This window comes from Mesorhizobium sp. AR07 (genome assembly GCF_024746815.1).
In the GTDB taxonomy this organism is placed as follows: Bacteria; Pseudomonadota; Alphaproteobacteria; order Rhizobiales; family Rhizobiaceae; genus Mesorhizobium.
The window spans coordinates 631,685-644,262 of record NZ_CP080528.1; the positions used below are offsets into that span (position 1 = coordinate 631,685).

Here is a 12,578-nt window from a genome sequence, read left to right on the forward strand (position 1 = left end):
TCGGTTGGCTCACGAGATCTCTGCTTTCAGTCGATAACAAGCAGCTTGCGAGGGACGCTCGAGAGAAACTCGACTTCCCCTTCGGTGATAAGGAAGCTTTCTGTGATCTCGATGCCCCAATCGCCATACCACAACCCTGACATGAAGTGGAACGCCATGCCTGGACGCAGTTCCGTCCTGTCGCCTTGTCGGAAGCTTGCAGAGTTTTCTCCCCACGCGGGAGGGTAGCCGATGCCAATCGGGTAACCGGACCGGCTCGTCTTCTCGAAACCATACCGCGCCAAGGCACCCGAGTAAGCTTTGGCAATGTCCTCGCAGCAATTGCCAGCTACGGCCTTCTCAAGACCTGCTTGCATGCCGTCCAGAACTGCTGCTTCAGCGTCCAATATCTGGGCAGTCGGCTTGCCGAGATAATATGTCCTTGAAAGCGGGCAATGGTAGCGCTTATGCACACCTGCGAACTCAAAGAATATGGCTTCGTTTCCCCGTATCGGCTGGTCGGTCCATGTAAGGTGCGGAGCCGAGGCGGCCGCACCGGCACCCAGGTTCGGCACGCAGGCCGGATAATCGCCCCAGTAGCCATCGACGCCGCGCGTTGCCACGTAGGAAAGCTCGGCGATCACGTCAGACTGCTTGATGCCAGGACGCAACACTTCCGAAACCCGTTGATACATAGCCTCAACGATTTTTCCCGCACCTCGCATACATTCGATCTCTCGAGGTGATTTCACAAGTCGCTGCCAATTTATCAGCCTATCGGCCTTCTGAAACCTTGCATTCGGCAATGACGTAGCAAGCGCCTCGAAGGACGCAGCAGAAAAGCAGGAGCTATCTTTCTCAACGCCTATGATTGACGAACCATATCCTTCATCGGCGATGATCGCCCCCAGAGCGGACATTGCGTGGAGCGTGTCGGACTGTACGTACTCATCACCGTACCACCTGATCCTGTCCTCACTGATGTAAGCGGTGCGGCGGCATCCATTTGCGTCCATACGCCGACCGAACCACAAAGGATCGTCTTCCTTGGTTATGACGACGCATTGAGGCACATAATAGGAGCATCCGTCGTAGCCGGTGAGCCAGTGCATATTGGCAGGATCGGTAACAACCAACAGATCAAGCCCTGCCTGCTCCATTGCCTTGCGAGCCTTCTCCAGGCGCGTTTTATATTCGGACAATTCGAACCGAAGCGTTTCAGTGCTCATTTCAGAATCCTTCGCCGATCTTGTCAAAACGCTTCACGCCAGACGGACCGACCACCGTGGCAAGCGTCAGCTTGCAGAGATCCGTAATGTCGTAGATAGGAAGCCCTGTTTTACGCCGAAGCGCTTTCGCGACGATAGGAAACCCTGTGCACTCGAAGAGTAACATCGCAATTTCGGGATGCTGGGCACGGAGGCGCGCGATGCAATCACCAACCTCATGTTCAATCTGATCAACATCCGTCCGCACGAAGGGACGGGCCAAAGCGTTGCGCGTGTACACGCCGCTTTCGATCCCTCCTACGACCACGCGCTCCCGACGGTCCGCATGTTGGATGCCCAACAGATCCTGGCTGCAATGCCGTGAGTCAGCTGTTAGCACGGCAAGCTTCTTTCCAGGAGCTAGCTGGCGAAGTAGAGTCGGTATGAGGAGCAGGCTCGAGGTTACCACCGGCACATCCACTGCTGCGGAAATAGCTGCCTGATGACGGATTAAAAAACCACAGTCGGCGGCAATTACGCTGGCTCCTCGCTCGACGAGCCTCCCGGCGGCTGCCACGCAGGCGCCTTCGAGTGAGGCGTCACCTCGAATGACAACCTCTGCCAACGCACCTTCCACCATTTCCGTTATTATGGGTCGGCCAAACGTCGCGGGATCAACTAGGGATCCTTCGCGCGGAGGAAAGCAATGGTCGGGCGACAAGCCCTCGTCGAGCTCAAGAATACCAAGAATGGCGTTGCTTTGCGAAGTCATGAATAACGCTCCTTTGTTTCAAACGGCAGGTGGCGCGAGCGCCAATCGCGTCGCGGCCAAAACTTTGCACCAAGTCATCATTCGATCTTTGTTCCGGCTCTTGCGGCAAGCCCCCTTTCTCTCCAGGATTGGATGTTCAGCTGGTGTCGTGGTTATGATAACGTGCGCACCGGCGACGGCCTCTTCCCGCTCTGCACACGCGATGACGCTGATATGCAGCTGAACGGACAGTTCTCGCGCGGCCGCCTGGGCTTTATAGTGTCACGAGCCCAGATACGAGCCGATTGAATTGGCCGCACCAAGCTAAGAGCTTTCAACTGCAGACGCGCCTGCACCCCGGCTCCAAAGACGGCGGCTACCGATGCATCCTGGCGGGCGAGGTGCATCGCAGCTACCGCGCCTGCTGCGGCTGTGCGAACATTCGTTAGATAACCGTTGTCGAGCAACAGTGCCTGAACCAAGCCCGTGTTGCTTGACAGTAGAACCATCAGGCCGTTCGTACTGGGCAAGCCGATCTCCGGGTTGCCGAAAAAACCAGGACTGATCTTGATGGCGAAGCCATCGAGACCCGGTACGTACGCGGTCTTGACATCCACTTCCCCGCGGTGCTCCGGAACATCAAGGCGCAGAATTGGTGGCATGACCACTTTTTTCGTCGCAACGGTGCGAAACGCGCCTTCCACGCAACGAATAGCCTCCAGATCAAGTGTCACCAGATCTCTCAGCTGTTGTTCCGTCAATATGGTCGTCGTTCTCATGGCAAGGTCCTCAAAAATTCGGCGATTTCACCGCTCACGATGCGACGATGTAAGTCCATATCGATATTGCGGCCCGTCAGGACGGTCACGACAGGGCCCCGCAGGTCGGTGACCTTTTTCGCTATCAGGGCTGCCATCCCGATCGCGCCAGCGCCTTCTACGACCTCGCGCTCCTGTGCATATGCGTGTTGAATGCCGGCGGCTATCTCGGCCTCGCTTAAGAGGATGACGTCGTCCAACAGTTCCCGACACATCGCAAAGGTCCATCTATTGTCGAGGCCAATGCCGCCGCCAAGCGAGTCTGCTAGCGTTTCGAATTCTTCTACCTCGACAGGATGGCCGGCATCGAGACTGGCCTTCATTGCAGCGCCGTGTAACATTGTGAGGCCAATGACTCGTGTTTGCGGCCGCCGAGATTTGATCGCTCGCGCCACACCCGATGCCAAGCCCCCGCCCGAAAGCCCAAGCAGCACGGTCGCCACATCCGGTAGCGCATCGACGATCTCGAGCCCAAGCGTTCCTTGCCCTGCGATGACCGCCGGATGATCGAATGGGGGCACCAGGCACAATCCTTCGGTTCCGACCAATCGCTCGACCTCTTTCTGGGCCTGATCCTGCGAGGCCCCAACGATCCGGACCTCCGCACCGAGGCGCCGGATCTCGGACACCTTATTTTCCGGCACGAGATTAGACATGCAAATAGTTGCCTTCACACCACGGTTTTTTGCCGCAAAACTAAGCGCCCTGCCATGATTACCGGTCGAGACAGTAACAACCCCATGCGCCCCTTCTTCAGCAGATAATTGCAGAATTGCGTTGAATGCGCCGCGTAGCTTGAAACTGCCCGTAATCTGGTAATGCTCGAGTTTAAGGTACACGGGAACGCCACACGCGTCTGACAACGAAGCCGACAGCGCAAGCGGGGTGGGAAGAATATGATCCCTGATGCGCATACGCGCGTTTTGGATGTCGTTGAGATCAATCATTCCCTTCTTCTCCGTTTGTGACCCGGTCGAATTTTTTTCATCGCGCACTCCTACGGCTCCGGCACGGCGGCAAGCGTAGCTTTCCTGAAGCACCCTACCCCGTTTGCTTCAGAAGGAGGACTAGGCGTGCAGGAGCTCCCAGCAGTACTGGATAGCCAGTTCCGTTGTTGGAATAAGGACTTTGTCGGAGGCTCCGAAGGTTGAGGTGTGAACTCCAGACTCATTGCCTGGCTCTTTACTACCAAACCAGAAATAGATCGATGGGACGCAACTGGAATAAAAAGCAAAGTCGTCGCTGCCGGTGCTCGCTGATCCCTCAACATACTTGTCCTCGCCCACCGTTTGCACGACAAGCTGACGGAAACGTTCGACCATTGCCTGGTCGTTCACCACAGGGGGCTCACCCATTTGGGAGATGAACTCTGCCTTGCCCCGATGCATCGCGGCGACACCCTCAGCGACTTCGCGCACGCGTTGCATCAAAAGGTATCGTCGTTCGGGACTGGCGGTCCGGATCGTACCTGTCATTTTGACCGAAGGGCAGATGATATTTATCGCCTCTCCGCCATGGATGGTTCCGATAGTCACGATCGCACGGTCGTCGACCGGCATTTCCCGGGATATTACTTTCTGAACCTCGTTGATGAAGGCGGCAGCGATGGAAATGGTATCCACCCCGAGATGGGGCTTCGCTCCATGTGCCATGGTTCCGGTAAGTTCGAGCGTAAACTGGTCGGATGAATTAGTAACTGCCCCCGCACGAGCGCCGTAGGAACCGACCGGGATATCTGTACGGACATGAAACCCCACCGCGGCGTCGAAGCCATGGAGCAGATTTTCTTCCACGATGGTTCGCCCACCGAGCGGCTCGGCTTCTTCCGCAGGCTGGAAGAAAATACGAACTCTTCCAGAGAAATTCGGTCGCATGCGGTGGACGGCAAGGGCCGCCTCCAAGGCGATCGACCCGTGCATGTCGTGTCCGCACGCGTGCATCACACCGGGTACTTGCGACCTGTACGATAGATCCTCGCGAGCTTCCTGAATGGGAAGGGCATCAATGTCCCCGCGTAACGCAATTGAACGATTTGCCCCAGCGGCGGAGCCCTGGATGTCAACATAGACACCGGTCTTGTGGAACGTTTTCGCTTCGGTCAAACCGAAGCGAGCCAGGGTCTCGATAATCCGCTTCTGAGTTTTCCACTCGTTATTCGAGAGTTCGGGCTCGCGATGCATCGCATGCCGCATCTCTACTACTGCGTCACGCTCGACCTCGGAGAGTAAGGTGTTGATAAGTCCATTCATTGTGCTCTCACTGTGTTTTCATCATTTTTATTTGATTTCGGTCCTAGCGGCGGCCAAGCAGCACCATCCGGAAGCGAACAAGACACCCTGGCATCAGAGAATTGCGCACAGGTCTCGATCTCTATTTTACGAACAGTTTGCGCGGGGTCGTGGTCAGAGGTTCAAAACCTGTGTCAGAAACCGCGAAGCTCTGCGTAATCGTAATCCCAACGTTGCCTAGCCAGAGGCCGGGCATCATATGGAACACCATGCCAGGCTTGAGCACCGTTTCGTCAGCCTTACGTATGCTTGCTGTACGTTCCCCCGAGGCGGGAGGGAACCCAATGCCGGTCGGGTACCCGATGCGGGACTCCTTCTCAATTCCGTGGCGGGCAAGGGCTTTCCTGAACTCGCTATCGACCTCCGAACACGTCCGGCCGGGACGAACCGCTTCAAGGCCGACATTCAACGCTTCGACCGCTATTTCCGATAGGTCTTGGAAAGAAGGAGACGGCTTGCCGACAACAATCGTACGAGCGAGATTGACCTGGTATCGATGGCGGCATCCCGACAGTTCCAGGTTGACGACGATCGAGTCTGGCAGCGGGTCGTCTGTCCAGGCTGCGTGAGGAGCGATCGAGCGCTCGCCGACGCAAAGATCAGGAGGGCAGCAAGGATAGTCGCCACCAAACTCGTTCGTACCGGAGACTTGTTGATGATAAATTGCAGCCGCGATGTCGCATTCACGGACGCCGGCTTGCACCGTATCGATGACGCGCTTCATGGCGACGTCCGCAAGTTGACCAGCTTGGCGCATAATAGCGACCTCAGCCGGGCTCTTCACCAGGCGAATCCAACCCACGAGAAGGTCGGCGTCCACGAACTCGGCATTGGGTAACGCGCGGGTAAGATCAGCGTGCCCGCGAGCGGGATAGTAATAGCCTCCCATCTCTACGCCAATGCGCGCTTTTTCGCCCCCTACTTCCTTTACGATATCAGCCATGAAGTCATAGGCCGAAAGGGTCGTGGATTGAACATAGGTGTCCGGATAGGCGCGGATGTTATCTTCCGCGAGATAGGTAGTCATGGAGGCCGAAACTCGGTCCATGAATCGGCCAACCCAGATAGGTTCTTCGTGATCGTGAGCGACGATCACAATCTGAGGCGTATAGAATGAGTAGGCATTGTAGCCTGTAAGGTAGTTTTGATTAGGCGGTTCAGAGAGAATGAGAATGTCTATCCCTCTGTGCGTCATCTCCTTTTTGACGGCAGCAAGACGAGCTTGAAACTCGGTGAGTTCGAAGTGCAGTTCTTTTATCATGTCTATCCCAGATGCTGTTCGAAAACTCAAATGGGCTGCGTCGTGATCTCATCAGCAACACTTTTGTCGATCGGAGTATTGAAGGTCATCAATATGTAGCCAAGCACGGAATAGAATCCGACCGTTGCCATCAGGTCGAATACTGCTTGTTTTCCCATGGCTGTCGAAATCGCACGCTCGATATCTGGCGGCAGGCGGCCCGCATCGAAAAGAGCATCGACAGCGCGCGCAATCAGCCCGTCCTCTCCAACGGGAGAGGCGCGCATATCGCGAATTCGAGCGTCCGAAATACCCAAGGCACGAGCGCGGCTCACATGGTGGGTCCATTCATATGCAGAGCCCATCCGATGGGCCGCTCGTAAGATGACGAGTTCCGACCGGACTGGCCCCAAAGCGCTGTCTTTGACGATATGCTGGCGTAGTGGAGCCCATGCCTTCAACAAGGTCGGATGGTGCGCCATTGTGCGGTAGACATTGAGGGCTCCTGCAAAGCCTGCCCTCATACCCGCAATTTCGGCCGGCCAGTCCTCGTTCGATATCGGCGCACATGGAGAACTCTCTTTAACTGAGGAAGTCATGGTAAGTCCTCAGATCAAAACCGCGGCATTAATCGCCGCAGCGAGCCGCTCCACAATCACGTCGACCTGCTCGGGCTGAATGATGTAGGGAGGTGCCAGCAGCACATGGTCGCCATGGACCCCGTCAATGGTGCCACCCATCGGGTAGCACATCAGACCTCGTTGCATCGCTTCCTTCTTGATCTTGGAGTGTATTCTGCGGGCCGGATCAAAAGGTTGTTTCGTATCCTTATCCGCCACAATTTCCACACCACGAAAAAGGCCGCGACCACGGATGTCGCCAACGTTGGGAGATTGACCGAGTGCGGCATCAAGTCCCGCTTGGAGCCGATCGCCCATCTTGAGGACGTTGGCCATGACATCCGGACGTTTGAGGATCTCGACCACCTTGTTGGCGGCGGCCGCAGCAATGGGATGACCGATGTAGGTATGTCCGTGCTGGAACAAACCCGATCCATCCGCAAACGCACGATAGATCTTTTCAGATAGGAGCACCGCGCCGATCGGCTGGAAACCACCGCCCAAGCCCTTCGCAATGGTCAACAGATCGGGAACTATTCCTTCCTGTTCCAGCGCGAAAATCGAACCAGTGCGGCCCATGCCGCACATTACTTCGTCGAGGATCAGCAAGATGCCGTACTTGTCACAGATCTGGCGGACGCGCTTGAAGTAGTCAGCGACAGGCCCCACGGCACCGAGTGTCGCACCCACCACGGGTTCAGCCACGAACGCCATGACCTTGTCGGTCCCAAGCTCGACAATTTTAGCTTCGAGTTCGGTGGCGAGCCGCTCGGCGTAGGCCTCAGGTGTTTCGCCCGACTGCATATCGCGATAGGCGTAGCAAGGAGAAACATGATGGGTCTCCGGCAAGATCGGCTTGAACTGCGCGCGTCGCCATGCATTTCCACCAGTTGCTAGGGCGCCGATCGTGTTTCCGTGATAGCTCTGTCGGCGTGCGATGATGTGGCGTCGCTGAGACTGGCCGATTTCGACGAAATACTGGCGTGCCATCTTAAGAGCGGCCTCGACAGCTTCGGAACCGCCGGAGACCAGGTAAACATAATCGAGGCCCTTCGGCGCCAGATCCACAAGCTGCTCAGCAAGTTCTTCAGCGACATCCGTCGTAAAGAACGAGGTATGAGCATAAGCGATCCGGCCCATCTGCGCCTTCATCGCCTCCAGCACCTCTGGATGGTTGTGACCAAGGCAGCTCACAGCCGCGCCCCCTGAGCCATCGATATAGCTTCGGCCTTCGCTGTCGCTGATGTGGATCCCTTCGCCCGCGACGGCTCTGGGCAAATTTGTACCGATCGAACGATGGAGGATTTTAGTCATACTCATCTCGGGCTGATTGTGGCCGGCGTCCCGGCGCTTCATATTTATTGATTTGCAGTTTTCCCGAAAAATTGCAACGATTGTTTTATGGAAGAGCTTTATGATGCATTTGTTTTTGATCCGACCTCCAGATCGGAGCGATTTTGTGATCGGTCAGATTTGACTTGTAAGCCCGCTGGAGAGATGGTCCGCTTGATATATCGCAGCCATTATGAGGCAAATGTTGCAAAAGGGTCCTCTCCACGCTCAAATCATTGAGCGGTTTGACGAAATGTCTGAGCAGTTGCAGCAGGCAGCACGTCACATTCTCGAACACCCGCAGGAGGTAGCGCTCGTTTCCATGCGGGAACTGGCCCGCAATGCGGGCGTGCAACCATCCACCATGACGCGCTTGGCGAAGTTTCTTGGTTTCTCCGGATACGAAGACTTTCGCGGCCAGCACGCTGACGTTATTCGGGTTAGTGCGGATGGGTTTGCCGCCCGTGCAATGCAAAGAGACGAGAGCGGAACGAGCGACGAAGGTCTGGCGTATAGAATGCTCCAGAGCCTGTCGGCCCAGATCAGCCGGCTTTGTGAACCCGATACGCTTTGCAGGCTCAGCCAGTTAGCCGACCGGTTAGCCAGAGCGCGAAGGGTCTACGTTCTTGGCCTCAGGTCCTGCCATTCGGTAGCTTGGCATTTTCACTATGTGATGACGTTATTGGGCGAAAAGACCATGCATCTGGATGGTCCCGCCGGCACGGGTGGCGATGCACTTATTCGCGCCACCGCCGACGATGTTCTGCTTGCGGTGTCCATAAATCCCTACTCCCGTTACACGTTGGAAGTTGCGGAGACAGCACTTGAAAAAGGAATGGGCGTCGTTGCGATCACAGACAGCGAGGTTTCTCCTCTCGTAACGATCGCGGAGCACGCGGTTCTTTTCCCGACCGAGAGCCACACCTTTTTCCACACACTGACACCGGCCTTGGCAATTTCGGAGGTCCTTTGCGGGCTGCTGGCAAGCCATGACCGTGAGGCGGCGCTTGAGGAGCTCAAACGCGTCGATAGCTATCTCTCATCGATGAACACTTACGCTGCGTCCATTCCACGTCGGAAAATTTAAATAAGCGAATGAACGACTAGTCTTAAGGTCCTGAAGCTCGGCGCTCGTGTCAGCGAAGCGCCTTGGCGCATCCTCCTGACCTTCGCTGCCGCCTTTGCCCGAGGCCACACTCTCCCGCCATTTACCTGGAGTCCTGCAGTCGGCCGCAAGCTGACTGCCGGGGCATGCACGCCCTAGAGAAACCTCAAACCTCAAGCGGGTTCAACAAAGTCCAATCAAAAACCGCAGTGAAACAGACCTAAGGGTCTGTTGAACAATATGTGAATCCGGAATTCGGTTTTTTGCGGTTTGAGGATTCCCTTTGGCTGGTGGACTTTCTAGACTCGCTTTGTGATTGACGAAGCGGCGATCCGTTTGAGGTATGAGGCGGTGGGTCCCTTGCTCGACGAGCGGGGCCGGCGGCGGTTTGCAGCGGCCGAGGCTCTGGCGGCGGGCCATGGCGGCATCATGGTGGTCTCGCGGATCACGGGCGTGGCGCGCAGCACGATTGGTCGGGGCCTTGTGGAGTTGCGCGACGAGGCGGCTCTGGATTTGACCCGGGCGCGACGGCCTGGCGGAGGACGTAAGGCGCTGGCGAGCCTGGACGCGACCTTGCTGGACGATCTGCGCGGCCTGGTTGATCCGGTCACGCGAGGCGACCCGCAAGCCCCGCTGCTGTGGACCTCCAAGAGCTTGCGCCATCTGGCCGAGGGGTTGCGGGCGCTGGGCCACAAGATCGGCCACAACACGGTGGCGACCCTTCTGCGTGGGCTGGGCTATAGCCTGCAGGCCAACCGCAAGACCCTGGAAGGCGCCAGCCATCCCGACCGCGACGCGCAGTTCCACTACATCAACCGCCAGGTGGGTGCGGCGCTCGAGGCAGGTGAACCAGCGATCTCGGTGGACACCAAGAAGAAAGAGCTGGTGGGCGACTTCAAGAATGGCGGGCGCGACTATCGTCCAGCCGGCCAACCGGAGCCGGTACGGGTCCACGACTTCCTCGTTCCGGAGCTTGGCCGCGCAGCGCCTTACGGCGTCTATGACATCGGCGACAACAAGGGCTGGGTCAGCGTCGGCATCGACCATGACACCGCCGACTTCGCAGTTAACGCGATCGGCCGGTGGTGGCGGCTGATGGGACAAGCACGCTATCCCAAGGCTAGACATCTGGTAATCACGGCCGACGGCGGCGGCAGCAACGGCTCGCGCGTGCGCCTGTGGAAGCTGAGGCTGCAAACCCTGGCCGACGAATTGGGCCTGACCATCACCGTCTGCCACCTGCCGCCCGGCACCAGCAAATGGAACAAGATCGAACATCGCCTGTTCTCGTTCATCACCCAGAACTGGCGCGGCCGGCCACTGCTCAGCCATCAAGTCATCGTCGAACTGATCGCCGCCACCAAGACCAAGGCGGGCCTCACCGTTCGCTCCGAGATCGATCCCAACCTCTACCCCGCCGGCGTCAAGGTCACCGACCAGGAAATGGCGACCATCAACATCCGTCGCCATGCATTCCACGGCGAATGGAACTACACCATCACACCACGAACCAAACCGTGACGTAGTTGTTCTTCAACAGGCCCTAACAACCAATGGGCTTAGCTCGGCAGTAACACAAATTTAAAATTTCTTCACAACCGCAAATTGCTAACGATGGTACCTTCACCGCTCTGAGGTCAGGCACGGCAAAAAAGCTGATGTCGGTTTACGTTCAGACCGCCAGACAGCACGCAACATAGGAGTCAACAGCCATGCCAACAAGAGCGCTCATCCTCGTTGAAGGCAACACCATAGGTACTGGTCCGCTTTACGTCCAAGCGGCCCAGCGTCTTGGTCTTCATCCAATTACCCTGTCGGCTGATCCAGCTCAGTATGACTATCTTGTGGCGGAAAGGCTTGAGGCAATCCGTGTCGATACAAACAATCTCGATGCGCTGATCCACGAATGTTCCCGGCTGCGTGCGACCTATGACATTGCTGGCATTACGAGCGCCACGGAGTGGTTCTATGCGACAGTTGGCAAGCTCTGTCGGCATTTCGATCTGCCGGGACCGAACCCCGCATCGATTGAACGATGCTGCGATAAATTCATTCAACGTCAGGTCCTCGCGGAGGCCGGCGTTCCAGTACCTGCTTTTCGCTTGGCAGCAAATGCGACAGACGTACAAAGCTCTGCCGCGGAGATCGGCTTGCCGGTGATTGTTAAGCCAGCCGTGGGCAGCGGCAGCAGGGGTGTCCGATTGTGCCGCAACGTCGATGAGTTAGCCGAACATACGACCTATCTGTTGGGCGGGAAGCACATATGGCGGTCTTCGCCGAGGATACTGGTCGAAGAATTCGCACAAGGCCCACTCTATGAAGCCGACATAATGGGAAATGAGGTCATTGGAATTTGCATCTCTGACTTCGGCCCCCTACCGCACTTCCTCGTTCATGAGTGCACCTACCCGGCCCCACTGACTGATGATGAGCAAAAGCGTATCATCGATGTTTCGCTGAGCTGTTTGCGAGCTCTCGGCCTTGGCTGGGGGCCAACGAACATTGAATTCCGGTGGACGAAGCGTGGCCCAGTCGTCATTGAAGTCAATCCGCGTCTTGCGGGTGGGATCGGTCCTCAACTGGTTCAGCTGGCTTATGGTGTCGATCTCATCACCGAGCACATCAAGCTTGTCATCGGCGAGGAATGGAATTTGCGCAGAAGGCATTTGCAGACTGCGGCGGCGCGGATCCTGACTCCTGATCGCGATGGCATCCTCGATTGGATCGATAGCGACACGCGCGCAGCTGCCATATCAGGTGTCGCCGAGGTCAAATTTTATGTTGAACCCAAGACGCCGATCATCAGGAAAGGCGACTACCGAGACCGCATCGGACATGTCATCGCCGCTTCACCCAGCTTTGCTCAGACCAAGGCCATACTTCAGCATGCTGTCGACTTAAGCGATTGGTCGATCATACCATTTCCGACCCTTGGCGAACCGGAAGGTTCTGTCGCAAATTCTGATAGAGACTGAAACGGGGCGTTGCGCTTTGTTCAGGTAGTTGGACAGGTCGATGAAGCACATCGGTTTTCTGTCGCAACCTCCGCCGATTGGATTGCCGCTGCCCTGGCCGTTCGTCAAAATGCACGGTCTACAGAACTACTTTGTTATCCTTGACCGGCGGGACGGGACCGAGCCTTTCGATGTCGACGACATCGTTCGCATATGTCGCATGCATACCGGAGCGGGAGGCGAGCAACTGCTGTCGACGACCTGAGAAAAATTGACCCCGCAT

At 56.8% G+C, this 12,578-nt stretch carries 11 protein-coding genes and 1 pseudogene; 4 read left to right on the forward strand and 8 right to left on the reverse strand.

Going from position 1 to position 12,578, the window contains the following annotated elements:
• Positions 1–26: 26 nt before the first annotated feature.
• From BPNPMPFG_RS39295 to BPNPMPFG_RS39330, 8 genes and pseudogenes are all read right to left on the reverse strand, one after another.
• Positions 27–1,208, reverse strand: coding sequence for a M24 family metallopeptidase (locus BPNPMPFG_RS39295; protein WP_258598348.1), 1,182 nt, complete (start codon positions 1,206–1,208; stop codon positions 27–29).
• A 1-nt stretch (position 1,209) separates the two neighbouring features.
• On the reverse strand, positions 1,210–1,959 hold the full coding sequence (locus tag BPNPMPFG_RS39300) for an aspartate/glutamate racemase family protein (RefSeq protein ID WP_258598350.1): 750 nt from the start codon (positions 1,957–1,959) through the stop codon (positions 1,210–1,212).
• Positions 1,960–2,079: 120 nt separating this feature from the next.
• A pseudogene (locus BPNPMPFG_RS39305) lies at positions 2,080–2,717 on the reverse strand (ornithine cyclodeaminase family protein); the annotation flags it as partial.
• Positions 2,714–3,703: a hydroxyectoine utilization dehydratase EutB gene (eutB, locus tag BPNPMPFG_RS39310; RefSeq protein ID WP_258599111.1), complete on the reverse strand. Its 990-nt coding sequence runs from the start codon at positions 3,701–3,703 to the stop codon at positions 2,714–2,716. The gene eutB and the pseudogene BPNPMPFG_RS39305, both read right to left, overlap by 4 nt.
• 120 nt (positions 3,704–3,823) lie before the next feature.
• Positions 3,824–5,005 carry a M20 metallopeptidase family protein gene (locus BPNPMPFG_RS39315; RefSeq protein WP_258598351.1) on the reverse strand — a complete coding sequence of 394 codons (1,182 nt, stop codon included), beginning with the start codon at positions 5,003–5,005 and terminating at the stop codon, positions 3,824–3,826.
• Between the two features lie 121 nt (positions 5,006–5,126).
• On the reverse strand, positions 5,127–6,305 hold the full coding sequence (locus BPNPMPFG_RS39320; RefSeq protein WP_258598352.1) for a M24 family metallopeptidase: 1,179 nt from the start codon (positions 6,303–6,305) through the stop codon (positions 5,127–5,129).
• Positions 6,306–6,331: 26 nt separating this feature from the next.
• Complete coding sequence (locus tag BPNPMPFG_RS39325) at positions 6,332–6,883, reverse strand: carboxymuconolactone decarboxylase family protein (RefSeq protein ID WP_258598354.1); 552 nt, start codon at positions 6,881–6,883, stop codon at positions 6,332–6,334.
• 9 nt (positions 6,884–6,892) lie between these two features.
• Positions 6,893–8,218 carry an aspartate aminotransferase family protein gene (locus BPNPMPFG_RS39330; protein WP_258598356.1) on the reverse strand — a complete coding sequence of 442 codons (1,326 nt, stop codon included), beginning with the start codon at positions 8,216–8,218 and terminating at the stop codon, positions 6,893–6,895.
• Positions 8,219–8,438: 220 nt separating this feature from the next.
• Here BPNPMPFG_RS39330 and BPNPMPFG_RS39335 point away from each other — a divergent pair, with 220 nt between their 5' ends.
• The 4 genes from BPNPMPFG_RS39335 to BPNPMPFG_RS39350 all read left to right on the forward strand — a co-directional run bounded on the left by BPNPMPFG_RS39335 (position 8,439) and on the right by BPNPMPFG_RS39350 (position 12,560).
• Entirely contained in the window at positions 8,439–9,323 is an 885-nt protein-coding gene (locus BPNPMPFG_RS39335; RefSeq protein WP_258598358.1) for a MurR/RpiR family transcriptional regulator, read from the forward strand.
• Positions 9,324–9,653: 330 nt separating this feature from the next.
• Entirely contained in the window at positions 9,654–10,862 is a 1,209-nt protein-coding gene (locus tag BPNPMPFG_RS39340; RefSeq protein WP_258598360.1) for an ISAzo13 family transposase, read from the forward strand.
• Between the two features lie 191 nt (positions 10,863–11,053).
• Complete coding sequence (locus tag BPNPMPFG_RS39345; RefSeq protein WP_258598362.1) at positions 11,054–12,316, forward strand: ATP-grasp domain-containing protein; 1,263 nt, start codon at positions 11,054–11,056, stop codon at positions 12,314–12,316.
• A gap of 40 nt (positions 12,317–12,356) precedes the next feature.
• Positions 12,357–12,560 carry a hypothetical protein gene (locus tag BPNPMPFG_RS39350; protein WP_258598364.1) on the forward strand — a complete coding sequence of 68 codons (204 nt, stop codon included), beginning with the start codon at positions 12,357–12,359 and terminating at the stop codon, positions 12,558–12,560.
• The last annotated feature ends 18 nt before the right edge of the window (positions 12,561–12,578 follow it).